The sequence below is a fragment of the Photobacterium sp. SP02 genome (assembly GCF_038519165.1).
Classification (GTDB): domain Bacteria; phylum Pseudomonadota; class Gammaproteobacteria; order Enterobacterales; family Vibrionaceae; genus Photobacterium; species Photobacterium halotolerans.
The window spans coordinates 1-25842 of the sequence record NZ_JASJOJ010000057.1; the positions used below are offsets into that span (position 1 = coordinate 1).

Consider the following 25842-nt stretch of genomic DNA (forward strand, 5'->3'; position numbering starts at 1 on the left):
GTTCTCGCGATCGTCATCCAGGGTGTCCCAGCGGCAGTCCTGTGAGAAGGCCTGAGTGGTCCGGATACCGGCCGGACCGGCACGGAAGAAGGTGGCAACCTCCTCTGAATCGGTTTGTTTGATGTCGTAGCGGGCCAGCGCTTCTGACAGCGTCATGCCCAGCACGTTGGGAACGTCTGAGTGCAGCAGGCCGGCACGGTCCAGTTCACCGAGAATGCCGTACACGCCCCCGGCGCGGTGGACATCTTCCATGTGGTATTTCTGCGTTGACGGCGCCACTTTACACAGGTGCGGCACGCGGCGGGACATGCGGTCGATGTCTTCCATGGTGAAGTCGATCTCGCCTTCCTGCGCCGCCGCCAGCAGGTGGAGGACGGTATTGGTGGAGCCGCCCATGGCAATATCCAGCGCCATGGCATTTTCGAAGGCTTTCTTGCTGGCGATGTTGCGCGGCAACACGCTGTCATCGTCCTGCTCGTAGTAACGCTTGGTCAGACCGACAATGCGCTGACCGGCAGTGATAAACAACTCTTTACGATCGGCATGGGTGGCCAGGCATGAACCGTTACCCGGCTGGCTCAGGCCCAGGGCTTCGGTCAGGCAGTTCATCGAGTTGGCGGTAAACATGCCTGAGCAGGAGCCGCAGGTCGGGCAGGCTGAACGCTCGATCTGCTCGCTTTGCTCGTCAGAGACTTTGGGATCGGCGCCCTGGATCATGGCATCGACCAGATCCAGTTTCAGGATCTGATCAGACAGTTTGGTCTTACCGGCTTCCATCGGGCCGCCGGAGACGAAGATCACCGGAATATTGAGGCGCATGGACGCCATCAGCATGCCCGGGGTGATCTTATCGCAGTTGGAGATACAGACCATGGCGTCGGCACAGTGGGCATTGACCATGTATTCGACCGAGTCGGCAATCAGCTCGCGCGACGGCAGGGAATACAGCATGCCGCCGTGACCCATGGCAATTCCGTCATCAACGGCAATGGTGTTGAATTCTTTGGCAATCCCACCGGCTTTCTCGATTTCAGCGGCAACCAGCTGGCCCAGATCTTTCAGGTGAACATGGCCTGGTACGAACTGGGTGAAGGAGTTGACGACGGCGATGATAGGTTTGCCAAAATCTTCATCTTTGACGCCGGTGGCACGCCACAGGGCGCGGGCACCCGCCATATTACGGCCGTGGGTGGTGGTGGCTGAACGGTACTTAGGCATAACGTGAAATTCCTTTTTTGGCCGCCGGTGCCGTCTGACACCGGCGGGGACATTGCTTCTCTTGCTTATAAGTGTGGCTTATTTTGCCGGATATACAGGATCCAGCCAGCCCCACTTGTCTTCAGTCTGGCCGTTGAACAGGCCAAAGAAGGCCGCCTGAATCTTTTCAGTGATCGGGCCGCGTTTGCCTTCGCCGACGGTGATCTGATCAACGCTGCGTACCGGCACGATTTCCGCCGCGGTGCCGGTCATGAAGACTTCATCGGCCAGATACAGCGCCTCGCGGGCGATGTTTTCTTCGCGGATCTCATAACCCATGTCTTTGGCCAGCGTCACGATGGCATCGCGGGTAATACCCGGCAGAATGGCGCTGGTGGCCGGCGGGGTCGAAATCACCCCGTTGCGGATCACAAAGATGTTTTCGCCGGCCCCTTCAGAGAGGTAGCCGCGCACATCCAGTGCAATGCCTTCGGCATAACCGTGACGACGGGCTTCACCACCGACTAACAGCGAAGACAGGTAGTTACCGCCCGCTTTGGCAGCGGTCGGAATGGTATTCGGCGCGGCGCGGTTCCAGCTCGACACCATGGCATCGACCCCGTTGGCCAGTGCTTCTTCGCCCAGGTAAGAGCCCCAGGAAAACGCCGCGATGATCAGATCCATTTCCGTGCCGTTCGGCGGACAGACACCCAGACCCACGTTAGGCACATAGCCCAGCGGACGGATATAGGCAGAATTGAGTTTGTTGGCGCGCAGGGTTTCGCGGCAGGCTTCCATCAGCTCATCGACAGTGTATGGGATCGGGAAGCGGTAGATCTTGGCAGAATCTTTCAGTCGGGCCATGTGCTCACGGTGACGGAAGACCACAGGTCCGTTTGGCGTCTCGTAGCAGCGAATGCCTTCGAACACGGAGGTACCGTAGTGCATCGCGTGAGTCAGTACGTGTACTTTCGCGTCTGCCCAAGGCACCATGTCGCCATTAAACCAAATGTAATCTGCTGTGTTTGCCATTGTGTAATCCTTTCGTTATGCGCTGATTTGTTGTTTTTGTTGTTGCTCTAAAATGGTGACGCCGTTGACATCCCACAGTTTGTCCAGCTGGTGATAGAGGGCACTGATGGGACGCTCGCTGTCTACCGTGACTTCAATGTCGACGGACTGACAATCTTCACTATGCGCCATTGAAAACTGTTTTACCATGAATCCGCGGTGGCGTGTGATTCTTAGAACACGTTCCAGTAATTCCGGACGGCTGGTGGCTTGGATAGTCAGGGTGTGCTGGGTCATACAGGTTCCTCCATCATGTCGTGGTTGGCACCACCGGGTGGAACCAGCGGCCAGACGTTATCAGCTTCAGAAATGGCAACGTGCAGCAGGTAGGCTGTCTCGCTCGCCAGTAGGGTATCTAATGCAGGACCGACTTCTTCCTTGCGGGTAATGGTCTGGCCCGGGATGCCGAAGGCACTGGCCAGGGTGACGAAATCCGGGTTATCGGACAGGCTGGTTTCGCTGTAGCGGCCGTCAAAGAACAGCTCCTGCCACTGGCGCACCATGCCCAGACGCTGGTTGTCCAGCAGTACAATCTTGACCGGCAGGCCGAGACGGCGGATGGTGCCCAGCTCCTGCACATTCATCATGAAAGAGCCGTCGCCCGACACCAGAATAGACTGATCGTCAGGACGGGACAGCTTGGCACCGATAGCGGCCGGCAGGCCGAAGCCCATAGTGCCGAGCCCGGCCGAGGTCAGCAGATTCTGCGGTTGTCTGTGGGTCATGTGCTGGGCGACCCACATCTGGTGCTGGCCGACATCGGTACTGATGACGGTCTGATCGTCCATCTTGTCTGACAGTTGTTTCAGCAGCAGCGGCGCGAAAATACGCTCGCCTGGATGATCATAACGCCAGCCGTTGTCTGCCATCAGGCGGGTAACGCGCTGTTGCCACGGCGCCAGCGCCATCGGGCGGGCCAGTTGCGGCAGCACTGTGTTGATATCGCAGCGCAAAGCGGCATGAGCCTGACGCAGTTTGCCCAGCTCGGCGGTATCGATATCCAGATGAACCACTTTGGCGTGGGGCGCAAAGGTATCCAGTTTGCCTGTCACCCTGTCATCGAAACGGGCACCGACCGCGATCAGTAAATCGGCTTCCTGGACTGCCAGGTTGGCGGCTTTAGTGCCGTGCATCCCCAGCATGCCCAGGTGGTACGGGTAGTTTTTCTCAACACAGCCCAGCCCTTTCAGGGTCGACACTGCCGGCATGTGCGTGAGATCGAGAAACTCGCGCACACTGGCGACGGCATCTGCCAGCTGTACCCCGCCGCCGACATAAAGAATAGGACGCTGGCTGTCGGCAATAAGCTGCTGAGCCAGGGCAAACTGTGCAGGGTCGGTCTCGGGTAACGCAGGTAATTCATGCAGTGGGGCAAGCGGGTGTTCGATGGCGGCAACTTGTACGTCTTTGGCGATATCCACCAGCACAGGGCCCGGTCGGCCGCTCAGTGCCACTTCAAAGGCCTCGCTCAGTACCGCGGGAAGTTCTGCCGGGTCTGTCACCAGAAAACTGTGCTTGGTGCACGACAGTGACATCCCCAGGACATCGACTTCCTGAAACGCGTCAGTGCCTATCATAGGGCTGGCAACCTGACCTGTGATAGCCACGAGCGGGATGGAATCCAGCATGGCGTCAGCCAGTCCGGTGATCAGATTGGTGGCACCCGGCCCTGAGGTGGCCAGGCAAACCCCTATCCCTTTGCTGGCTCTGGCATAACCGATAGCGGCGATGGCAGCACCCTGTTCGTGGCGGCACAGCACGTGCCTGACGCCGCCATCGTACAAGGCATCGTAAATTGGCATGATGGCACCGCCCGGATATCCGAAGACTGTGCTCACCCCCTGTTGTTTCAAGGCTTCTACTACTAACTCTGCGCCTGTCATCATGGCTCCCTGTTTCTTGATGACCTCTGCCAGTGCTGCGGTTTATTGGAATAGTGCAGTCTTCTGGCATCAGGTATGAAAAAAGCCCCCGGACCTTGTCGGTGCGGGGGCTTTTTCTGCGTGTGTTTGCGTATGTGCTATTTTACGCCTGCCAGCCCCCGTCGCGGTGAGATAATCACCACGATGACGTTAATAATGAGGACCAGTAGGTTGACGTTTAATAGCATTGACTTGTCTGTCCAAAATTCTTGTTTATATGTTGTGCGTCCTTAGTCTTAACACAGACATTCGTCGCATGACAAGAAATTTGTTGTGGTTATTTTCAATCCGCCTTGGATATCTTGCGTACATTGTGCTGATAAAACGTGTTTATCCAGTGATATGGCAGTTAATTAATTTATTGATAGGTTGAAAATGACGTTGGCGATAGTTCACAGCAGGGCTTGTGTCGGGGTGGATGCGCCGGCGGTTACGATAGAGGTTCACCTCAGTAACGGCCTGCCGGCGGTCAATCTGGTGGGGTTACCTGAGACCACAGTGAAGGAGGCCAGAGACAGAGTCAGAAGCGCGATAGTGAATGCTAATTTCGAGTTTCCGTCGCGCCGGATCACTGTCAATCTGGCCCCGGCCGATCTGCCCAAAGAAGGCGGGCGCTTTGACTTGCCCATCGCGCTGGGCATTTTGGCCGCATCGGGCCAGATCCCCGACACTAAGCTGCACGATCATGAATTTTTGGGCGAACTGGCTCTGTCTGGCGAGTTACGTTCCATCAAGGGCGCGCTGCCGGCGGCGCTGGCGGCCAAGCAGAAGAACCGCTGCCTGGTGCTGCCCGATGCCAATGGCGATCAGGCGGCGCTGGTGGGCAGAGAGATACACAAATCAGCGGCCAGCTTACTGGCCGTGTGTGCCTACCTGTGTGGTCAGGAAGCGCTGTCGCTGCATTGTCGCGCCCCCGGTCAGGCGGTGCCGATGGTCAATGGCCGCGACATGCAGGACATCATAGGTCAGCAGCAGGGCAAAAGGGCGCTGGAGATCGCCGCGGCAGGCGGTCACAATTTGTTGTTTGTCGGCCCGCCCGGTACCGGCAAGACCATGCTGGCCTCGCGGTTGTGCGATTTGCTGCCGGAGATGGATGTCGAGGAAGCGCTGGAAACGGCCGCCATTACTTCCCTGACCGCGCAGTCACTCCATGCCGGCAACTGGCGCAACCGTCCGTTTCGCGCCCCGCATCATTCCAGCTCGATGGCAGCGCTGGTGGGTGGCGGCTCCATCCCCCGCCCCGGTGAAATTTCGCTGGCCCATAACGGGATTCTGTTTTTAGATGAAATGCCGGAGTTTGAGCGAAAAGTGCTGGATTCTTTACGTGAACCGCTGGAATCTGGCGAGATCGTGATTTCCCGTGCCACCAGCAAAACCACCTTTCCGGCCCGGTTCCAGCTCATTGGCGCGCTCAATCCCAGCCCGACCGGTTACTACGAAGGCAGCCAGACCCGTACCAATCCGCAGGCGATACTGCGTTATCTGGGGCGTTTGTCCGGCCCGTTGCTGGACCGGTTTGATATGTCGATTGAGATCCCCGCCCTGCCGCGTGGCACTCTGGCACAGGGCGGCGACAGAGGGGAAACCACTGGGGTGATCAAAGAGCGGGTGAAGGAAGCTCGGGGCCGGATGCACAGCCGCGGCGGCAAGATCAACGCCCTGCTCGGTACCCGCGAACTGGACAAGCACTGCGCACTGACCAAAGCCGACGCTGAGTTTCTGGAAACCGCCCTGCACCAGCTCGGCCTGTCGATCCGCGCCTATCACCGCATCATCAAAGTCGCCCGCACCATCGCCGACCTGGCTGGCAAACCCGAGATCGAACGGGTCCATCTGGCCGAAGCCTTAGGCTACCGCGCCATGGATCGGCTGCTGAAGCAGATCACCAGCCAGGTGGTGTAACTTGTTCGGAGAAACAACTGAGACAAAAAAGGGCCTTTCGGCCCTTTTTCACAGAGAAAAAAACTTACTGCTTGAGCAGGAAATTGATCAGCTCGAAGTATTCGTCGGCTGATTTTACTTTGTCGGTTTTCACCAGGTATTTGTTGTTGACCACCACGGCTGGTACACCGGTCAGGCCGCTGTCGCGGAAGCCTTTGTTGAAACGGTTGACCATAGAGTTGACGGCGAAGCTGTTGAAGGCGCCGTCGAAGTCTTCGGCTTTCACGCCGTTATCGAGAAAGATCTGGCGCAGCTCTTCATCGTTGCGCGGCGGTTTGTTTGCCTGATGGATCTGGCTGAACAGTACCGGGATCATTTTGTCATCAATCCCCAGAGTGACCGAGGTCGCGTAAGCCTTGCTCATCGAGGTGCCCATGTTGCCGCCCATGAAGGAGACATGGCTTTTCTGGAACTTGGCGTTGTCCGGGATTTTGGTTTTCAGCTGTTGGATCAGCGGTTCAAAGTTGAAGCAGTGCGGGCAGTAAAACGAGAAAAACTCGTTCACCACAGGCGTGGATGATTTCGGCAGTTCCAGCACCTGGTAGTAATCGCCTTCGCTAAACTTGGCGGCATGCGCGGAAAAAGAAAGCAGCGCTGCTGTTGCCAGCGCAAAAAGTGTTTTCAACATGTAAGGGTTCTCCCTGAAAAATCAATACAATACCTTTTACAGGTACGGCTGTTCGGATTCAAGTCAGACTGATTACCATTGCGGCATCAGCTGCAGTGGCGGCTCTTCAAGGGCAGCCAGTTGTTCTTTGATGGCCAGTACCTGACCTTCCCAGTATTTTGCATCAGCAAACCAGGGGAATGCACGCGGGAAAGCCGGATCCTGCCAGCGTTTTGCTAGCCATGCCATGTAATGCACTAATCTAAGACCGCGTAATGGTTCAATAAGTTGCAATTCACGCGGATCAAAATCGGCAAATTCGCCATACGCTTCCAGCAGGGTATCCAGCTGCATCAGCTGATCCTGGCGGCTGCCGTTGAGCAGCATCCATAGATCCTGCACCGCCGGCCCGTTTCGGGCATCGTCCAAATCGACAAACAGTGGGCCGTCGCGCCACAGTATGTTGCCCGGATGGCAGTCGCCGTGAATACGTTGCGACTGCCAGTCGCTGTGCCAGCGCTCGCTCAGTAAGGCGATCAGGCGGTCCAGATCGCCGAAAAAAGCCGATTCCAGATGCATCGGGATAAACCCGGACTGCTCCAGGACGAGTCGGGGCTGAACCAGATATTCCTCTAGCCCCAGCGTGGGCCTGTGGCTGAACAGTGTGCGCTGACCGACTTTGTGGATGCGGCCCAGGAAGCGGCCGACCTGCTCAAGCTGGTCAACATTATCGACTTCAAACTGGCGGCCGCCGACGCTGGGGAACAGCGCGAAACGGTGGTGTTCATAGTGGTGCAGGGTTTGGCCGTTCATGACCAGAGGCGCTGCCAGCGGAATCTCCTGCGCAGCCAGTTCGGCGGCGAAGTCATGTTCTTCCTGGATCTGGGCATCACTCCATCGCTGCGGACGGTAGAATTTGGCGACGTAGCGGCGGCCGTCATCACTGCTGAACTGGTAGACCCGGTTTTCATAACTGTTGAGGGGCAACAGTCCCGATGAGGCATAAATGCCCGTGCTCTCCAGCGCATTGAGCAGTAAGTCCGGTGTCAGATCAGCAAAGCTGAAATCATCAAGTGCTGTCATAGTGTTACAGCCATGGTTATAAATGTCGCATCAGTATACAGCATAATGAAAAAGGGCCGTAATCGGCCCTTTATTTACTGATTGGCGTGAGATGGTTAGCGTAACTCGCCGATAAAGCGGCTGTCGGTCACCAGACGACTCGTTTCCTCGCTGCCCTGATGTTCCATGATAAACCGGATATCGACAATCGGCCGTTCAAGCTCATATGGGTCAACGCCCAGACTGATCGGTAGGGTAAACACTTCACCGGCATTGACATTAACCTGCTGAGGGCCATACCACTGGGCATTGTCCAGACCTTCAACCTGCAGCTGATAAGTGGCATCCTGCTGGGTTTTATTGAGAATTTTCAGGGTGTAGGTATTCTCGACCAGCCCTTCGGTATTGATACGGAACAGTTGGTTACGGTCGCGGATCACATCCAGTCCCATAGGCTGTACTGAAACCACCAGGTAGGCCATCAGGCCGAACATCGCCAGCATCACAGCGCCGTAGCCGATCAGTTTTGGTCGCATGATATGGGTTTTCTTGCCTTCCAGCTTGTGCTCTGTGGTGTAAGTGATCAGATCGCGCGGATAGCCCATTTTGTCCATCGTCTGGTTACAGGCATCCACACAGGCACCGCAGTTAATGCACTCATACTGCAGGCCATCCCGGATATCGATCCCGGTCGGGCAAACCTGGACGCAGAGGTTACAGTCGATACAGTCGCCCAGCCCCTGCGCTTTATGATCGGTTTTGCGCGAGCGCGGGCCGCGTTTTTCGCCCCGGGCGGCATCATAGCCGACGATATAGGTGTCTTTGTCGAACATGGCGGACTGGAATCTGGCATACGGACACATGTGAATACAGACGATAGAGCGCATCCAGCCGGCGTTACCATAGGTACAGAAGGTGAAGAACAGCACCCAGAACACGGCCAGGAAGCTGGCACTGAAGGTGAAGAAGCCGGGAACTAATTCACGGATAGGCAGAAAATAGCCGACGAAGGTCAGGCCGCTGATCAGGGCGACCACCAGCCAGGCTATGTGCTTGAGGGTTTTGCGCACGACAAGATCGGAGGTCAGTGCCTTGTTGTCCTGGGTGCGGCGCTTGTTGGCCGGCCCTTCCAGCTTTTCTTCAAACCAGATGTAGATGAAGGTCCAGACCGTTTGCGGGCACATATAACCGCACCAGACCCGGCCAAGAAAGGTGGTGACAAAAAACAGCGCAAAGGCCGCGACCATCAGCAGGCTGGCCAGTAACATCAGATCCTGAGGCCAGAAAGTGGTACCGAAAATGTTGAACTGCTGGCGGCCGATATCAAGCAAAATCGCTTGCCTGCCATTGTAGGTGATCCACGGCAGTATCAGGAACAGGCCCATCATTAACCACCCCATACGCTGGCGCAGCTGCTGATAGACCCCTTTCATGGCCCGTACATAAATACGGTTACTCGGGTTGAAGCGGTCGTCGCCGCCTTTATGGGTCTTAGGATTGTACTCTTTGGGAGTGACGTCCTTAATTTTGATTCTCTCTTGGTTCATGGCATTGCATTCCTTGGGCATAGCCAGTCTGTACGCTGGCAGATGTGCCCGGGTGCATCGCCTGGGCAATCATAAATTCAGGTGCTGTTGGCCCTGATAGTAATAAGCTCGGATTATACCTTATCTAACTGGTTGAATATTCTACCTCGCTCAAAAAATGCGCTTAAGGTTTTTGGGGTTATTTGATGATCCCTCTGGCTTTGAGCAGGGCGGTTTTGAAATCTGGCTCGCAGTCTTTCGCCAGGCCAGGAATCATGGCCTCTTGCTTTTCCTGTCGCATTTTCAGCTGATAAATCAGCATATCATCGCTCACATCGATCAGTGGCCCCTGAAATCCGGCTTCGTTTGCCAGCTGTGCCATGACCCCGCTCAGGCTTAAATCCGGGTACTGCTGCCAGTAAGGCTTGAGAAGTGCCAGCAGTTCGGTAATGCGGTGCTCAGCCATGGTCCGGCTCCTTTGTTAAGCTTACTTTTAGTGTGGATTATACCAGACGGTGATGTCAGAACCCAAACGCTGTCAGTTTCAGCGCATGCCTTGCTGAACCCAAATTGGCTATATAAACTGGTTTCATACTCACAATGGATGGATGCGGACAAGGAGCCATGATGTCGCTTTTTCACAAAACACTGGCCAGCCTGGGTTTGGGCGGCGCCAGAGTCGATACAGTATTGGAAACCGAAGTGCTGATCCCGGGTCAGGCTCTGCCCGTTCGTATTGAGGTCAAAGGCGGAAAAGTCGCGCAGGCGGTGGATAATGTGCATTTGTATCTGTGCTGCAGCTTTGAGGATGAGCAGGCTGTCAGCTGCGGTGACAGCGAGCGGCGGATGGAAAAAGTCACCCGCACGCACACCCTGGCCCAGTGGCATTTGCCGCAGGCCTTTACCCTGGCGGCCGGTGAAGAGCGCCAGTTTGACTGCCGGTTTGAATTGCCGCTCAACACCCCAATCACTATCGGCTATTCAGGTGTGTGGCTGGAAACGCACCTTGATGTGCCGTCGGCCTTGGATCCCAAAGACAAAGACTCCCTGACCGTGCGGCCGGATCCTTTGCTTGACGACGTGTTTACTGCCCTTGAGCAAGCGGGACTGCGTATATTGCAGGTGGAATGTGAAGCGGTGCGCGGTTTTGAGCTGCCCTTTGTGCAGGTGTTTGAGTTTGTGCCTGTGTCCGGCCCTTTTCATGGTCGTTGGCGTGAACTGGAGCTGATCACTCAGCGTGACGATGACTGCCTGAAGCTGTGGTTCTCGATTGATCGCCGGCAGCGCGGGGTGGGCGGTTTGTTGTCCGGCCTGCTCGGCAGCAGCGAGCTTAAACGCCAGTTGTGTTTGCCGTTGGATCTGTCCCCGTCAGAAGCCGGAGAGCGGGTGATGAGGTATTTGGATCAGGTCGACGATCTCTGAGTAACGCACCATGAAGACAGCTAACTGTGCTGTCACTGCGGTGTCATAAATTTCAGCTTACAAGTGTAAGCTAAACTGTGCCATACTGCTGGGAAGTACAGAAGAAAACGGATAGCATTGATGGTCGAACAACACAAAGAGACGTACTCAGCAGCCGAGGAAACCGCCAACAGCCTCAGCCACGGCGCCGGGATGATTTTCGGCATAGTCGCTCTGGTGATGCTGCTGATGCGGGCAGTGGAAGTGAATGCCGATGCGCTCAGTGTGGCCAGCCTGAGCATTTATGGCGCCAGCATCATTTTGTTGTATCTCGCTTCTACCCTGTATCACGCCATTCCGTTTGAGCGGGCAAAGCGCGTTCTGAAAACCTTGGATCACTGCGCGATCTATCTGCTGATAGCCGGTACGTATACCCCTTTCCTGATGATTACCCTGCGGACGCCGCTGGCGGTGACGCTGATGGCCGTGATCTGGACGGTAGCCTTGCTGGGGATCATGTTCAAAGTGGTGTTTATCTACCACTTCAAGCGTTTGTCTTTGGTGATCTATCTGGCGATGGGATGGTTGTCTCTGGTGGCCGTGTATCCGCTGGCGATGGCGATGTCGGCGGCCGGACTGATCTGGCTGGCCGTGGGCGGTGTGGTGTATTCCCTTGGCGTGGTGTTCTACGTCAATCAGCGGATTCCCTACAATCACGCCATCTGGCACCTGTTTGTGCTGGGCGGAACGGTCTGCCATTTTCTGGCTATTTACTGGTACGTGACACCAACGGCCGGGCTGCCGGGTTAGACCCGGCAATGTGCAACGGGTCAGTTTTTCCAGAAAGCCGGGAATGCCAGTACCAGTACGGTCAGGATCTCCAGGCGGCCCATCAGCATGCCGAGGCTGAGGATCCATTTGGCGGCATCCGGCAGGGAGGCGAAATTCCCTGTCGGGCCAATAATAGTGCCCATGCCCGGCCCCACATTGGCCACGGCTGTCACCGAGCCGCTGATGCTGGTGATGGGATCGAGCCCCAGCATCGCCAGCAATGCGGCAATGATGATGATGGTCATGATGAAAGTCAGGGCGAAGGCCACCACAGAGCGGACAATCGCATCCGTGACCGGTCTTTGATTATATCGCTGAATAAACACCCCGGACGGGTGGATCAGCTGCATCAGCTGTTTGCGCAGCAAGGCGATGGCAACCTGAAAACGGAACACCTTGAAGCCGCCGGCCGTCGATCCTGAGCAGCCGCCGACCAGCATCATGAAGGCAAATACCACGGTCGGAAACGCGCCCCAGGCGGTAAAATCTTCCAGCCCGAAGCCTGTGGTGGTGACCACGGAAACGATATTGAACATGGCGACCCGAATGGCATGACTGAAGTCATAGCCATCCTGCCAGCACAGCCAGAGCGCAACCATCAGGCTGACTATCAGTACAGTTACAGCATACCCCCGGACCTGTGCATCCCGCAGTAATGATGCCGGCTGCCTTTTGCGCAGTACCTGCACAAAGAGCAGAAACGGCAGCCCGCCGGCAAACATAAACACAATGGCGACCCAGTGCGCGGCCGGTGAGAAGTGGTTCATCGAGCCGTCTGAGGTGGAATAACCGCCGGTGGATAAGGTGGTGAAAGCATGGTTGACCGCATCGAAGGTGTTCATGCCTGCTGCCATGAAACCGAGAATGCACATCCCTGTCAGGCTGAGATAGACGGTCACTATGTTGGTGGCCACGTTCTTGGTGCGCGGGGAGCTTTTTTCCGACCAGTCTGAGGATTCGGTCTGGAACAGGCGCATCCCGCCAACGTTGAGCATCGGCAGAATCGCTACCCCCATCACGATAAAGCCGATCCCGCCCAGCCATTGCAGGGTGGAGCGCCACAACAGAATGCTGGGGGCCATGTCATCGAGCCCGCTCAGTACCGTTGATCCTGTGGTGGTGATGCCTGACATGGTTTCGAAATAGGCGTCGGTAAAACTGATGTGGTTAATCAGCATAAAGGGCAGCGCGGCAAAGGCGCTGGCGACAGTCCAGACCAGTGTGGTCAGCAGGAACATGTCCCTGACCCCGAGCTTGAAATCTTTCACCTTACCGAATGTCAGGCAGGCAAACGCCACGATATGGGTAATGATGACCGCGGTAGCAAAATCAATGAAGCCGCCCGTCCCGGTCAGAAATGCCAGTATGGTGGGCAGGTACATAAACAGGGCGATCTTGGATAAGACCAGCCCTATGACAAAGATGATCGGACGAAGATTAACCATAGCTGCTCAGAGGAAGAAAGGACTGGGCTGGAACAGACGTTCTACATCCGGGATGTACTTCTTGTCGACCAGGAACATGACCACATGGTCGTCCTGCTCAATCACGGTACGGTCGTGGGCAATCAGCACTTCTTCGCCGCGCACTATGGCGCCAATGGTGGTGCCCGGCGGCAGTTTGATATCCCCTATGGCTTTGCCAACCACTTTGGAGGTGCTGGCATCGCCGTGCGCGATGGCTTCAATCGCTTCTGCCGCGCCGCGCCGCAGCGAGGACACGTTGACGATATCGGCTTTACGCACATGGGTCAGTAAGGCGGAGATTGTGGCCTGTTGCGGCGAAATCGCAATATCGATGGTGCCGCCCTGCACCAGATCGACGTAAGCGCCGCGCTGGATAAGCACCATCACCTTCTTGGCACCCATGCGTTTGGCCAGCATGGCCGACATGATATTGGCTTCGTCATCGTTGGTGACGGCGATGAAGACGTCGATCTGCTCGATATGCTCTTCGCTCAGCAGTTCCTGATCAGAGGCATCACCACAGAAGACTATGGTGTTGGTCAGCATTTCCGATAAGCTTTCCGCGCGCTGCGGGTTGTGCTCAATCAGCTTGACGCTGTAGCTGTTTTCCAGCCTTTTGGCCAGACCGGCACCTATGTTACCGCCCCCGACTATCATCAGCCGCTTGTAGGGTTTTTCCAGTCGCTGCAGCTCACTCATGACTGAACGGATATGGTTGCTGGCGGCGACGAAAAACACTTCATCATCGGCTTCGATAATGGTGGTTCCCTGCGGACGGATAGGCCGGCCCTGGCGGAAAATTGCCGCGACACGGGTATCGACGTGCGGCATGTGCTCACGCAGTGCGGACAGTGCATTACCGACCAGCGGGCCGCCGTAATAGGCTTTGACTGCCACCAGCCCGACTTTGTTGTCGGCAAAGCCCACCACCTGCAGCGCCCCCGGGTAGGCAATCAGGCGTTCGATATAGCCTGTCACCAACTCTTCCGGCGCAATCAGGTGATCGACCGGCACTGCGTCAGTATGGAACAGCTGATGTTTTTCTTTGAGGTATTCCGGGGAACGGATACGGGCCACCCGGTTCGGGGTATTGAACAGAGAAAAGGCGATCTGACAGGCAATCATGTTGGTTTCGTCAGAATTGGTGACGGCGACCAGCATGTCTGCGTCCTGCGCACCGGCATCCCTGAGAGTGCGGGGATGGCTGGCATACCCCTGCACAACCCGCAAATCGTATTTGTCTTGCAGTTCGCGCAAGCGTTCAGGGTTGGAGTCGACAATAGTGATGTCATTGTTCTCGCCAACCAGGTTTTCTGCCAGCGTGCCGCCGACCTGGCCTGCGCCAAGAATGATAATTTTCATAGCTGATGCCTGATGAGTGTTCTCAGATCCTTGCTGTTTGTCGTTAGGGTACACTGAGTTGGCGAGAGAAGCAGCAATTTCAACCCGTTTGCACAAAGACTTAACCTTGCTTTGCGCTATGCGCGGATACTTCTCTCACCACGGGATCAGGCCGTCAGGCGTTTCTCCAGTACCGCGTAATAAAAGCCGTCCATGTCTTCTTCACCCGGCAGAATCTGGCGCCCCGGCGCGTCAGCGGTGCCGTTGTCTGCCCCTTCGGCCAGCACAGCATCTGGCGTGCGCGCCAGGAAGGCTTTCACTTGCTCGCGGTTTTCCTGCGGCAGGATGGAGCAGGTTGCGTACACCAAAGTGCCGCCCGGCTTCAGCTGTTGCCACATGGCATCCAGAATTTCTGCCTGCAGGGTAGCCAGTGCCGCAATATCGTCGGCGCGGCGCAGCCATTTGATATCCGGATGGCGGCGGATCACCCCGGTTGCCGAACACGGTGCGTCGAGCAAAATCCGGTCAAAGGCTCTGCCCTGCCACCATTGCTGCGGGTAACGGGCATCGGCGCACAAGACTTCTGCGTCCAGTTGCAAGCGCTGCAGATTGTCTTTGATTCTCAGCAGGCGCTGCTCATCACAGTCGATGGCGACGACACTGGCGCCCGGCTCGCGCTCCAGAATATGGGCGGTTTTGCCGCCCGGTGCGGCGCAGCAATCCAGGATCAGCTCACCGGCCTGCGGCTTGAGGTAATCGACCGCCAGCTGTGCGGCGGCATCCTGCACCGAGACCCAGCCATCGGCAAAGCCCGGCAGCAGCTGAACATCGCAGGCGCGCTCCAGTTTCAGCGCATCGCCGGCCTGCGGATGCACAGTCGCCCTGATGTCTGTGCCGTCCAGCAGGGTCAGGTACTGATCCCGGCTGTGGTGACGGCGATTGACCCGCAGCCACATCGGGGCTTTGGTGTTGTTGGCGGCGGTCACGGCGTCCAGTTGCGTCGGGTAGTGCTCGCGCAGCAGCTTGAGTAACCAGCCGGGATGGCCGTACTTACCGGCATCATGGCTCATTGCCTGCTGATCCAGCTCTTCTTGCTGACGCTGATAATTACGCAAAATCGCGTTGATCAGGCCACGCAGCTGGGGCTTTTTCAGTGTCTTGGTAGCATCGACTGTCTCGGCCACGGCAGCATGCGCCGGTATGCGCATATACCCGAGCTGATACAGACCGACCAGGATCAAATGATGAAACACACGTTGTTTGCCTTTCAGCGGCTTGTCCATCAAGGATTGAGTGACAGATTCCAGGCGCGGCAGCCAGCGCAGCACGCCGTAGCAGATTTCCTGCAGCAGGGCGTGGTCACGGGGTTTGATACCCTGTTGCGCGGCCGGCAGAGCAGTAGCAAGCGATTGGCCCTGATCCACCACCTGATAGATCACCTCGGCCGCAGCAGCTCTTACATTCATGATTGAATTCCTGACTAGATGAGCTTATGGCAGTTTACTGACTGCCATGGTTGCCGCGTGAGCGGCGAATGAAAAAGCCAGCGCAACAGCAAATCTGCCGTTCACTGGCTAAAAAACGTTTGCAGGGGCACGGCGGTTTACAGCACGGCACCCGGGGTAAACCACTCGCGGCGTGAGTTCAGCAGATCCTGCGCGGCCATGGCTTTTTTGCCCGGCGGCTGCAGTTGTACCAGACGCAACGCGCCTTTTGCGGTGGCAACCACTATGCCCTGTTTGTCGGCTGACAAAATGGTGCCGGGCGCCTGGCCCTGGTTATCGGCTTCCACCTCGGCCAGCCAGACTTTGACGTTTTGCTCCGCCACGGTAAAAAAGCTCATCGGCCATGGATTGAAGGCGCGAACACAGCGCTCAATCGCTTCGGCGTCCATGGTCCAGTCGATTTTCGCTTCTTCTTTGCTGAGTTTTTCTGCGTAATTGGCACGCTCGTCATTTTGTTTTTCCGCCACGGCGCGGCCTGCGGCGATATCGTCCAGGCAGCTCAGCAGGGTGTCCGGTCCCAGCCCGGCCAGTTTGTCGTACAGGCTGGCACTGGTATCTTTCGCGGCGATCGGCAGTGAGGCGATTTTCAGCATGTCGCCGGTATCGAGACCTTCATCCATCTGCATGATGGTCACGCCGGTTTCGGCATCCCCGGCCCAGATAGAGCGCTGGATCGGTGCGGCGCCCCGCCAGCGCGGCAGAATGGAGCCATGGACATTAATACAGCCCAGACGCGGGGTATCCAGGACCACTTTGGGCAGGATCAGGCCATAGGCCACCACCACCATGAGGTCGGCATTCAGGGCGGCCAGTTCTTGCTGGGCGGTTTCATCGCGCAGGGTTTTCGGCTGGTAAACCGGGATATTCTGCTCCAGCGCCAGATGTTTAACCGGGCTGGCGGTGAGTTTTTTGCCGCGGCCGGCAGGCTGATCCTGACGGGTGTAAACGGCGATAACCTCGTGCTGTGAAGATAATAACGCCGCCAGATGACGGGCGGCGAAATCAGGCGTACCAGCAAATACGATACGTAAGGGTTGGCTCAAGATAACCTCGGCTTCTTAGACTTGCTCTTGGTAGCGCTTCATTTTTTCCAGCTTTTTCTGGATACGCTGGCGCTTGAGAGGTGACAGGTAATCAACGAAGAGCTTACCGGCCAGATGGTCCAATTCGTGCTGTACACAGATGGCCAGCAGATCGTCGGCTTCAAAAGTGTATTCCTTGCCGTCACGGTCCAGGGCGCGCACTGTGACTTCCGCAGCGCGGGGGACCAGTGCCCGGGCGCCAGGCACAGACAGGCAACCTTCTTCGATGCCGTCTTCGCCGCGTTTTTCCAGGATTTCCGGGTTGATCAGCACCATCGGCTGGTTGCGTTCTTCCGAGATATCAATGACAACGATTCGCTGATGAATATCAACCTGTGTGGCCGCCAGGCCGATACCATCTTCGTCATACATAGTGTCCAGCATGTCATCGACGATTTTCTGGATTTCAGGCGTGACCGCTTCGACTGGCTTGGCGACAGTCCGCAGGCGATCATCAGGGAAAGTTAACACGTTTAAAACAGACATAGATTCCCGTAAATAGTGACGTATAAAAAAGGACAATAGCTTATTTGCTCTAATTCTAGTCATTTTCATCATCAAAGAACAGCTTTCGACGCCTTTGTCTGCCGGACTGCCGGCTGTGATACCGGCCGTCAGTACCATTACCGGCATGATGAAACCCGAATCTGAAAGCGAGAATTCTGCCGCAAAGATCCAATCATCAAATAGTCACAGGCGTCTTTGCCTGACAGGCTGCCGTATGAGTGTATCGAGAGGGATGATTGACGATGCGTATGTGTGTATGGCTGAGTGTACTGTGGCTGTCGGCGTTAACGCCGGCCGTTGCCGGGTTCGGGTTACCGGGGCGTTTAGTAACCGCCGAGCAACTGGGATTAGCCCCGAGAGTGATACCTGTGATGAACGGGCGTCAATACCTGACCCACGACGATGAACTCCTGGTCAAAGAAGTGCTCGAGAATGGCAGTACCTGGCATATTTACCGCCCGACACGGGCATTCAGCACGACTGAGCCGTCCTATCATTCCGCCGCCGATGTGTGGGGTATGCTGCCGGTGGCCAGCGTCACAGTAGTGACCAATGATGATCAGGGCAGCCGGCTGGCCGTTACCGCAGGGATGCAGGAAATCCGCCCGGGTGATCGCCTGCTCAGACCCACGGCTCCCCATTCAGCCGGGCAGTCCGATGTCCCCCCGGAGGCTGTCAGAGTGCTGGGAGGTTTGCAGGACCATCATTATATGCAGGACTGGCTGGTGCTGGATCACGGCGCGGAGCATGGCCTGGAGCCCGGTCAGCGCTGGCGGATTGAACATCAATTGCTGGGACAGCGGCTGGTGGCGGATGTGGAAATCGGCGATACCCTTGACCAATTCAGTCTCGCCCAGGTCATTAGCAGTCAGGGACCGATCAAAATCGGCGATATAGCTACACGCATTGAGCGCGAACGCGAGCATGAGTGACAGGGAAGACTGGCTGGCACTGGCGGCAGTGCCCGGCCTGGGCGGACAGCGAATCCAGCAATTGCTGGAGCAGGCCACAGTGGCTGAGATTCGCAAAATGCCCGAACCGCATCTGATGGCGATGGGGCTCAAAGGGCCGCAAATCACCCTGTTGCGCCGGCCGGACAGCAAGCGCTTGCACGAAGCCCTGCGCTGGTGTGAACAGGATAACCAGCAGCTGCTGGTTTTAAGTGACCCGGCTTACCCTCGCCTGCTTAAGGAAATCAGCTCACCGCCGCCTGTCCTTTTCATTCGCGGACAGCCACATTGGCTCAGTGAGCCGCAACTGGCAATTGTCGGCAGCCGGCATGCCAGTCTTGACGGCCGTGAGGCGGCACGGGAGTTTGCCGCGGCTATGGTGGCTGCGGATTATGTGGTGACCAGTGGCCTGGCGCTGGGGGTCGATGGCCATGCCCATGACAGCGCGCTGAAAAATGGCGGCGCGACTGTGGCTGTGCTGGGCTCTGGCCTGGGGCGCATCTACCCTGCCGCTCATCGGGAGCTGGCAGGTCTGATTGCGGAGCAGGGAGCCCTGGTCTCTGAGTTCTGGCCGTCAGAACCCCCCAGGCCGCAGCATTTTCCTCGCCGCAACCGTATCATCAGCGGACTGTCCGTCGGCGTTCTCGTGGTGGAGGCCGCACTGAAGAGCGGCTCGCTTATCACGGCACGCTATGCGCTGGAGCAAGATCGCGATGTGTTTGCCCTCCCCGGCTCTATTTATGCACCAGGCAGCAAAGGCTGTAACGCGCTGATTAAATCCGGTGCTAAACTGGTGGAAAGCTCGGTCGATATCTTTGAGGAGGTTGGCGCACTCACCCACTGCGCAAAAAGTAGTCAAATGAGCGTATCGCTGCCACATCCTGAAAATGAGCAATTGCCATTTAATGCGGTGTTGGCTAACGTAGGCAATGAAGCAACACCCGTAGATGTGGTTGCTGAACGTTGTGATCAACCTGTCCATGAAGTAATGACGCAATTGCTGGAGTTAGAATTGCAAGGGGTTATCACTTCAGTGCCCGGTGGCTATATCAGATCGAGGAGGGGCTAGTCATGATGGATATACTCATGTACCTGTTTGAAACCTATATTCACAGTGACGCTGAATTAATGGTAGATCAGGACGAACTGTCCGAAGAATTGCTACGCGCAGGATTTCACCAAGAAGATATTTATAAGGCTCTGAACTGGCTAGAGAAACTTGCAGCGCTGCAAGATACCGACCACACCCCTTATATGAACACCAGTGCGGTAACCTCGATCCGTGTTTATACACAGGATGAGATGAATCGTCTGGACGTCACTTGCCGTGGTTTTCTGACTTATCTGGAACAAATCCATGTACTGAGCGCTGACACTCGGGAGATGGTGATAGACAGAGTCATGGAACTGGAAACGACAGAATTTATACTCGATGATCTGAAGTGGATTATCCTGATGGTGCTGTTTAATGCGCCAGGCAATGAAAGCGCCTACAGCCAGATGGAAGAGCTGCTTTATGGTGCAGAGGACGGCTATCTTCATTAATTGTGACATAACAGAAGCGAAGGCCTGAGGTATGGCCAGTAAAATTAACCCTGAGCTGTTTTCCCACCAGGTTCACCAAGAGACGCCCTGCCCTCAATGCGGGGCGGCTCTGTTAATGCGCCACGGAAAACACGGTCCCTTTTTAGGTTGCAGCGCCTACCCGGCCTGCGATTACATCAAACCGCTGCATCAGAATGATGGCCACATAGTCAAAGAGCTGGGCGTGCCTTGCCCTGAGTGCCAGCATGAGCTGGTCCTGCGCCAGGGACGCTACGGTATGTTCATTGGCTGCAGCAATTACCCAGAGTGTCACCATATAGAAACGCAAAATACGCCGCCTGCACAACCTCAGGAGAGTGCCTGGCGATGTCCTGAATGCGGCACTGGCCATCTGGTGAAGCGTAACAGCCGTTACGGCAAGGCGTTTTATGGCTGCGATGGCTATCCCAAGTGTAAATTTGCCGTCAATGCGCCGCCCGTTGCCGGAGAATGTGAGGCCTGTGGCTATCCGTTGCTGGTGCAAAAAAAGCTCGCCAGCGGCGATAAGCACCAGTGTGCTAACCGTAAGTGTCAGCATATCCAGTCGTCCTGAGCGGACTTCAGTATTCACTTAGTGTAAATGACAAAAGGAAGGACGCAGACGGCTCATGTCGCCTGCGTACCAAGGTTTAGTGTCGGTATTGCTGCAGGGCCGGGAAAGTGTGAGGGTTTAAGATCTCTGCCAGCGAAGCAAGGCGCGATTCCAGCTGGCTGTTGTTGTCGGCGCAGACATTGATATGCCCCATCTTGCGCCCCGCGCGTTTTTCCTTGCCGTACCAGTGAATATGGCAGCCCGCCATGGCCAGCAGGGTCTCAGGCAGGGTGTCTTCCCCCAGAATATTGATCATAGCTGTGTGACGAATCAAATCCGTGCTGCCCAGTGGCAAGCCGCACACTGCCCGTAAATGGTTTTCGAACTGACAGGTTTCCGCACCCTGCTGGGTCCAGTGTCCTGAATTGTGCACCCGGGGGGCAATTTCATTCACCAGCAGCTGGCCTTGCACATCAAAGAACTCCAGCGCCAGTACGCCGACATAATCCAGGCTGTCCGCCACAGCGGTGAACATCTCTTTGGCTTGTTGCTGCAGCTCAGGGCAATGGATTGCGGTAGACAGGCTCAGCACGCCATCGGTGTGCACATTTTCCGCCAACGGATAGACAGCGATGTCACCGTTTTTGCCACGCACTCCGACCAGAGAGACTTCGCGATCAAAAGGCACGAATTCTTCAGCCACAATCGCCTGAGTGGGGGTGGAGGCGATGCATTGTGCCATTTCCGGCCAGATAAGATCAGCATCGGCGGAATCTTTCAGCCGCCACTGGCCTTTGCCGTCGTAGCCGCCCAGGGCACTTTTCAGCACCATAGGCACGCCGACATGTGCAATGGCAGTGTTTAAGTCGTCGCGGCTTTGAATCACAGTATATCGGGCATTTTTTACGCCGGCGGCATCGAGCAAGGCTTTCTCAATGCGTCGATCACCGCCGGCTTTGATCGCCGCTGTCGCCGGCAGGAACTTTCCGCTTTTCTCGCAGATATCCAGGATATTGTGCGGGATATGCTCGAACTCTGCGGTGATGACGTCGCACCGGGCAATCGCGCTATCCAGTCCGTGGCCGAGCACGGTTTGCGTCAGCGGGTGCACTATGTTCTCGCTGTTTACGTCGTAGGCGATCACATCAATATTTAACGGGGCACCAGCCAGTGACATCATGCGGGCCAGTTGCCCGGCACCTAAAACCAGAACCTTTTTCATTATCACGCGTCCTCAGACGGATCTGGTTGGCTCAGCACTGTGTCAGTCTGCTCTTTGCGGAAGGCATCAATTGCTGCCATCACGCCGGCATCCTGAGTGCCTATGATTTGTGCTGCCAGTAAACCGGCATTGGCCGCGCCCGCTTCGCCAATGGCCAGCGTTCCTACCGCCACACCTTTTGGCATCTGAACAATCGACAGCAGCGAGTCCATGCCTTTCAGCGCCCGTGACTGCACAGGTACGCCAAGCACCGGCAGGCTGGTGAAAGCGGCGGTCATGCCCGGTAGGTGGGCGGCACCGCCTGCCCCTGCGATGATCACTGAAATGCCGCGCTGATGGGCGGTTTCGGCGTATTCGGCCAACAGGTGCGGAGTCCGGTGCGCGGAAACGACTCTGGTTTCGTAGGCAATATTGAAGCGATCCAGCATCTCAGCTGCATGTTGCATGGTTGGCCAGTCAGATTTTGAGCCCATGATAATACCGACTTTCATCCCGAACTCCTTAGGGTTATGTTAATCAGGCAAGAGGGTTTGCCGCGCATTATACGGAGATTTTTCCTTAAGGAAAACGTTTGCGTCGCGGTCTGGGGCGTAATTGATGCAGTTCGCTGAGATTGAGTTAAAATAACGACCCAGAGAATAACAGCCGTCGCCAGCGGGTCTGGTGCGGTATCAAGCCATTGAGGACAGTGTGGATAATTTAAGCCAAGTGGTCACCGCGTTACAGCAAGGTGAAGTGATTGCCTACCCGACAGAAGCCGTCTTTGGGGTGGGCTGCGATCCCGATAATCCGGAGGCGGTTGCCAGGCTGTTGGCGCTGAAGCAACGACCGGTTGAGAAAGGCTTGATTTTAATCGCGGCCGATTATGCTCAGCTGGCGCCGTATATCGATGACAGCCAGCTCACCGATGAGCAGAAAACCCGTATTATGGCCACCTGGCCGGGCCCGGTGACCTGGGTCATGCCCACCAAACCCCAGGTACCCGCTTTTTTGACCGGACAATTCACCACGATTGCGGTTCGGGTGACCGACCATCCGCTGGTGCAGCAGCTGTGCCGTGAGTTTGGTAAGCCGCTGACCTCAACCAGTGCGAACCTGACTGGCGAACCGCCATGCCGGACAGTGGATGAGGTGGTATCCCAATTGGGTGATCACCTGAGTACCATCCTGCACGGTGAAACGGGCGGCCGTGACAATCCGTCTGAAATTCGCGATGCTGCCACAGGGCACATTTTTCGACAGGGATAACTTACGCATGCAAGACGTCAACAAACACGCCGTGAAGGCGTTCTTACTGGAGCTGCAAGATACCATCTGCCGGGCACTGGAAGCGCAGGATGGCCAGGCCAGCTTTGTCGAAGACAGCTGGGAAAGAGAAGAAGGTGGTGGCGGCCGCAGCCGGGTGTTGCGTGATGGCGCAGTCTTTGAGCAGGGCGGTGTCAATTTCTCCCATGTTTATGGCGCCCAGATGCCGGCTTCGGCAACGGCTCACCGGCCTGAACTGGCAGGACGCCGCTTTGAGGCGATGGGAGTCTCTCTGGTGATCCATCCCAAGAATCCCTATATCCCGACATCGCATGCCAATGTCCGCTTCTTCATTGCCGAAAAAGAGGGCGAAGATCCGGTCTGGTGGTTTGGCGGCGGCTTTGACCTCACTCCCTTTTATCCGTTTGATGAAGACTGCCGCCACTGGCATCAGGTGGCCAAAGACATTTGTGCGCCCTTCGGCGACACTGTTTATGCCGAGCATAAAGCCTGGTGTGATCAATACTTCTTTTTGCCGCATCGTCAGGAAACCCGGGGCGTCGGCGGCTTATTCTTTGATGATCTCAATCAGTGGGGATTTGAAAAGTCCTTTGCGTATATGCAGTCAGTGGGCTTGGGTTTTCTGGATGCTTATCTGCCTATAGTAGACAAACGCTGCCCTACCCCTTACGGTGAGCGTGAACGTCAATTCCAGCTTTATCGCCGTGGCCGTTATGTCGAATTTAACCTGGTCTATGACCGCGGTACCTTATTCGGCCTGCAAAGTGGTGGTCGCACTGAGTCTATTTTGATGTCTATGCCTCCTCTGGCACGGTGGGAGTATTGCTTCCAGCCAGAGCCGGATTCACAGGAAGCCCGCTTGTGCGATTACCTGACCCCCCGGGACTGGTAGTCCGGCGCCGGTGAATATGAAGTGAGTGATTAAGTGATAAGGAAGACACAGCAGCCATGAATCAGGCCAAGGATAAATATGTCGTATTCGGTAATCCGATTGCGCAGAGCAAGTCACCGTTGATTCATACCCTGTTTGCGCGTCAAACAGCACAAGACATGGTGTATGAGGCCCAGTTAGCGCCAGTGGCGGGTTTTCGGGCTGCCGCGGATCAGTTTTTCTCTGCCGGAGGGCGTGGTTGTAATATTACCGTGCCTTTTAAAGAGCAGGCTTTTACCTATGCCACCCAACTGACTGAACGGGCGCAATTGGCCGGCGCCGTGAATACGCTGAAGAAACTCGATGATGGCGGTATTCTCGGGGATAACACGGATGGTGAAGGTCTGGTGCAGGATTTACTGCGAAATCAGGTTGCAATTCAGGGGAAGCGCATTCTTCTCATCGGAGCGGGAGGTGCGGCGCGCGGCGTCATTCTGCCTTTGCTGGCGCAGGCCCCTGCCAATCTGGTGATTACCAATCGAACCTTTACCAAAGCAGAAGAGCTGGCTGCCGTGTTTGCCGCTTATGGCGAGGTTGCGGGTATGGCATTGGATGATCTGGCTGATGCGCCGTATTTCGATGTGATCATCAATTCGACCTCTGCCAGCCTGAGCCAGTCGCTGCCGGGCATTCCTGCTTCCCTTATTCATCCTGAAGTGGTGTGCTACGACATGGTTTATGGTCAGGAGCAAACCACATTTAATCAGTGGGCAGAGACATTAGGCGCCCGTCAGGTGCTTGATGGCCTGGGTATGCTGGTGGGTCAGGCTGCTGAGAGTTTTATGCTGTGGCGCGGCATGCGGCCCGGTACCGAACAGGTACTGCGCGAGTTGCGTCGTACTTTACAGGCAAAGTAGAGAATTCCATGAACCAAGATATTTTATTTGCCGACTTGCAGAGCTGGGACAGTGAGCGCCAGGCGGTATGCTTTCCGGCCCAGCAAGCCGGAGCGTTAATCCGTTGCTGGGTCAGGCTGGACTGGTTGGAAAAGAAAGCCGAGATGGCACTGACCGATGAGGCGGCCATTTTAGCCGCCTTTGCCGAGTACCGTTTTGATCTTGAAGAGCTCGCCGAGTCTTCGATTGACGAAGAAAACTTCAATCAAGACGGCGAAATCATGATTGGCTGATCTTGTTCTCTTCCAGGTACTCGTCTTTTAGTCGGACATAGTTATCGGCTGACTGCGGAAGAAATGCTAATTCAGCATCGGTTAATGGCCTCGCCTGTTTGGCGGGGCTGCCGACATACAAATAACCGCTTTGCAATACCTTGCCTGGCGGCACTAAAGTCCCTGCCCCGATAATCACATTATCTTCGATCACTGCCCCATCAAGAAGAATGGCGCCCATCCCTACCAGGACCCGGTTACCCACCCTGCAGCCATGGAGCATAGCTTTGTGGCCAATTGTCACATCATCGCCAATAATAAGAGGATGGCCATCAGGATTGCTGTTGCTTTTTCGGGTGACGTGCAAGACAGTCCCGTCCTGGATATTGGTCCGCTCACCGATTCGGATGTGGTTCACATCTCCACGTGCTGCAACGAGTGGCCAAATGCTGCTGTGGTCGGCCAAGTGAATATCCCCTACCAGTACGGCGGATGGGTCGATATAGACTTCTTCGCCTATTGTGGGAGTGATTCCTTTATATGACCGGAGTGAGTTTTGCATCTGGTTACCTCTATTATCTGGAGCAGGATTACTGAGTCTCGGAACTTCTCCGGTGTTTATACCACCAAAATCATGGAGGGTTGTGTGAATCTTGGTCGCTTGAGCGAAAATGACAAAATTATTTCAACTTAGCTATTGCCAACGTGATCGAACTCTCTATAATGCCGCCTCACTGACACGGCAGAGCAGCAAACTTAAGCGCTAGGCAGTGTAAGCGGTTAGAAAAAC

General features: G+C 56.0%; 27 protein-coding genes. 11 read left to right on the forward strand and 16 right to left on the reverse strand.

The window, feature by feature from the left end:
- The 4 genes from ilvD to ilvG form a co-directional block, all read right to left on the reverse strand.
- On the reverse strand, positions 1-1218 hold a 1218-nt coding region (ilvD, locus tag P0Y67_RS18375), incomplete at its 3' end, for a dihydroxy-acid dehydratase (RefSeq protein ID WP_342393065.1).
- Positions 1219-1296: 78 nt separating this feature from the next.
- Positions 1297-2229 (reverse strand): branched-chain amino acid transaminase, encoded by a 933-nt coding sequence (locus P0Y67_RS18380; protein WP_120513865.1) that lies wholly within the window; start codon positions 2227-2229, stop codon positions 1297-1299.
- A 15-nt stretch (positions 2230-2244) separates the two neighbouring features.
- Positions 2245-2505, reverse strand: a complete 261-nt coding sequence (gene ilvM / locus P0Y67_RS18385; RefSeq protein ID WP_027251721.1) for an acetolactate synthase 2 small subunit — start codon at positions 2503-2505, stop codon at positions 2245-2247.
- The gene (ilvG, locus tag P0Y67_RS18390; protein ID WP_342393066.1) at positions 2502-4151 is read right to left on the reverse strand and encodes an acetolactate synthase 2 catalytic subunit; all 1650 of its coding nucleotides are present in this window, start codon (positions 4149-4151) and stop codon (positions 2502-2504) included. The genes ilvM and ilvG overlap by 4 nt, the downstream gene beginning before the upstream one ends.
- 414 nt (positions 4152-4565) lie before the next feature.
- On the opposite strand from ilvG, the gene P0Y67_RS18395 reads away from it, so the two are divergent.
- Positions 4566-6092, forward strand: coding sequence for a YifB family Mg chelatase-like AAA ATPase (locus P0Y67_RS18395; RefSeq protein WP_192017632.1), 1527 nt, complete (start codon positions 4566-4568; stop codon positions 6090-6092).
- A 64-nt stretch (positions 6093-6156) separates the two neighbouring features.
- Here the strand turns inward: P0Y67_RS18395 and P0Y67_RS18400 are convergent, their stop codons facing one another.
- The 4 genes from P0Y67_RS18400 to P0Y67_RS18415 form a co-directional block, all read right to left on the reverse strand.
- Positions 6157-6759, reverse strand: coding sequence for a thiol:disulfide interchange protein DsbA/DsbL (locus tag P0Y67_RS18400; RefSeq protein ID WP_027251718.1), 603 nt, complete (start codon positions 6757-6759; stop codon positions 6157-6159).
- 72 nt (positions 6760-6831) lie between these two features.
- Positions 6832-7821 (reverse strand): serine/threonine protein kinase, encoded by a 990-nt coding sequence (locus P0Y67_RS18405; RefSeq protein ID WP_161445801.1) that lies wholly within the window; start codon positions 7819-7821, stop codon positions 6832-6834.
- Between the two features lie 95 nt (positions 7822-7916).
- Positions 7917-9347 (reverse strand): cytochrome c oxidase accessory protein CcoG, encoded by a 1431-nt coding sequence (gene ccoG / locus P0Y67_RS18410; RefSeq protein WP_342393067.1) that lies wholly within the window; start codon positions 9345-9347, stop codon positions 7917-7919.
- A 178-nt stretch (positions 9348-9525) separates the two neighbouring features.
- The gene (locus P0Y67_RS18415; protein WP_342393068.1) at positions 9526-9792 is read right to left on the reverse strand and encodes a YihD family protein; all 267 of its coding nucleotides are present in this window, start codon (positions 9790-9792) and stop codon (positions 9526-9528) included.
- 161 nt (positions 9793-9953) lie between these two features.
- On the opposite strand from P0Y67_RS18415, the gene P0Y67_RS18420 reads away from it, so the two are divergent.
- On the forward strand, positions 9954-10748 hold the full coding sequence (locus P0Y67_RS18420; RefSeq protein ID WP_342393069.1) for a sporulation protein: 795 nt from the start codon (positions 9954-9956) through the stop codon (positions 10746-10748).
- A 120-nt stretch (positions 10749-10868) separates the two neighbouring features.
- Positions 10869-11537, forward strand: a complete 669-nt coding sequence (trhA, locus tag P0Y67_RS18425; protein WP_161455345.1) for a PAQR family membrane homeostasis protein TrhA — start codon at positions 10869-10871, stop codon at positions 11535-11537.
- 20 nt (positions 11538-11557) lie between these two features.
- On the opposite strand, the gene P0Y67_RS18430 is transcribed toward trhA, so the two are convergent.
- From P0Y67_RS18430 to def, 5 genes are all read right to left on the reverse strand, one after another.
- A complete protein-coding gene (locus P0Y67_RS18430; protein WP_342393070.1) occupies positions 11558-13003 on the reverse strand; it encodes a TrkH family potassium uptake protein in 1446 nt (481 codons plus the stop codon).
- Between the two features lie 6 nt (positions 13004-13009).
- Positions 13010-14440 carry a Trk system potassium transporter TrkA gene (gene trkA / locus P0Y67_RS18435; protein WP_327078759.1) on the reverse strand — a complete coding sequence of 477 codons (1431 nt, stop codon included), beginning with the start codon at positions 14438-14440 and terminating at the stop codon, positions 13010-13012.
- Positions 14441-14532: 92 nt separating this feature from the next.
- The gene (rsmB, locus tag P0Y67_RS18440) at positions 14533-15831 is read right to left on the reverse strand and encodes a 16S rRNA (cytosine(967)-C(5))-methyltransferase RsmB (protein ID WP_342393071.1); all 1299 of its coding nucleotides are present in this window, start codon (positions 15829-15831) and stop codon (positions 14533-14535) included.
- A 137-nt stretch (positions 15832-15968) separates the two neighbouring features.
- Positions 15969-16913, reverse strand: a complete 945-nt coding sequence (fmt, locus tag P0Y67_RS18445) for a methionyl-tRNA formyltransferase (RefSeq protein ID WP_342393072.1) — start codon at positions 16911-16913, stop codon at positions 15969-15971.
- Positions 16914-16928: 15 nt separating this feature from the next.
- Complete coding sequence (gene def / locus P0Y67_RS18450) at positions 16929-17438, reverse strand: peptide deformylase (protein WP_046222118.1); 510 nt, start codon at positions 17436-17438, stop codon at positions 16929-16931.
- A 263-nt stretch (positions 17439-17701) separates the two neighbouring features.
- Here def and P0Y67_RS18455 point away from each other — a divergent pair, with 263 nt between their 5' ends.
- From P0Y67_RS18455 to P0Y67_RS18470, 4 genes are read left to right on the forward strand one after another with little or no spacing between them, the layout of a single operon-like run.
- Complete coding sequence (locus P0Y67_RS18455) at positions 17702-18391, forward strand: hypothetical protein (protein ID WP_342393073.1); 690 nt, start codon at positions 17702-17704, stop codon at positions 18389-18391.
- Positions 18384-19478, forward strand: a complete 1095-nt coding sequence (gene dprA / locus P0Y67_RS18460) for a DNA-processing protein DprA (protein ID WP_342393075.1) — start codon at positions 18384-18386, stop codon at positions 19476-19478. Before P0Y67_RS18455 ends, dprA begins: the two co-directional genes overlap by 8 nt.
- A gap of 2 nt (positions 19479-19480) precedes the next feature.
- On the forward strand, positions 19481-19954 hold the full coding sequence (locus P0Y67_RS18465; protein ID WP_161445817.1) for a DUF494 family protein: 474 nt from the start codon (positions 19481-19483) through the stop codon (positions 19952-19954).
- Between the two features lie 31 nt (positions 19955-19985).
- Complete coding sequence (locus tag P0Y67_RS18470; RefSeq protein WP_342393076.1) at positions 19986-20546, forward strand: DNA topoisomerase family protein; 561 nt, start codon at positions 19986-19988, stop codon at positions 20544-20546.
- A 76-nt stretch (positions 20547-20622) separates the two neighbouring features.
- Here P0Y67_RS18470 and P0Y67_RS18475 read toward each other — a convergent pair whose 3' ends face one another.
- A complete protein-coding gene (locus P0Y67_RS18475; protein WP_342393077.1) occupies positions 20623-21747 on the reverse strand; it encodes a 5-(carboxyamino)imidazole ribonucleotide synthase in 1125 nt (374 codons plus the stop codon).
- A gap of 2 nt (positions 21748-21749) precedes the next feature.
- Positions 21750-22238 (reverse strand): 5-(carboxyamino)imidazole ribonucleotide mutase, encoded by a 489-nt coding sequence (gene purE, locus P0Y67_RS18480; protein ID WP_027251702.1) that lies wholly within the window; start codon positions 22236-22238, stop codon positions 21750-21752.
- A 199-nt stretch (positions 22239-22437) separates the two neighbouring features.
- Here purE and tsaC point away from each other — a divergent pair, with 199 nt between their 5' ends.
- Genes tsaC through P0Y67_RS18500 form a run of 4 tightly spaced genes read left to right on the forward strand, consistent with a single transcriptional unit; the run spans position 22438 to position 25073 of the window.
- Positions 22438-22995: an L-threonylcarbamoyladenylate synthase type 1 TsaC gene (tsaC, locus tag P0Y67_RS18485; protein ID WP_342393078.1), complete on the forward strand. Its 558-nt coding sequence runs from the start codon at positions 22438-22440 to the stop codon at positions 22993-22995.
- Positions 22996-23002: 7 nt separating this feature from the next.
- On the forward strand, positions 23003-23905 hold the full coding sequence (gene hemF / locus P0Y67_RS18490; protein ID WP_342393079.1) for an oxygen-dependent coproporphyrinogen oxidase: 903 nt from the start codon (positions 23003-23005) through the stop codon (positions 23903-23905).
- Between the two features lie 56 nt (positions 23906-23961).
- Positions 23962-24801 (forward strand): shikimate dehydrogenase, encoded by an 840-nt coding sequence (aroE, locus tag P0Y67_RS18495; RefSeq protein WP_342393080.1) that lies wholly within the window; start codon positions 23962-23964, stop codon positions 24799-24801.
- 8 nt (positions 24802-24809) lie between these two features.
- A complete protein-coding gene (locus P0Y67_RS18500; protein ID WP_161445829.1) occupies positions 24810-25073 on the forward strand; it encodes a DUF1488 domain-containing protein in 264 nt (87 codons plus the stop codon).
- On the opposite strand, the gene P0Y67_RS18505 is transcribed toward P0Y67_RS18500, so the two are convergent.
- On the reverse strand, positions 25060-25614 hold the full coding sequence (locus tag P0Y67_RS18505; protein WP_342393082.1) for a gamma carbonic anhydrase family protein: 555 nt from the start codon (positions 25612-25614) through the stop codon (positions 25060-25062). The genes P0Y67_RS18500 and P0Y67_RS18505 overlap by 14 nt on opposite strands.
- Positions 25615-25842: the final 228 nt, after the last annotated feature.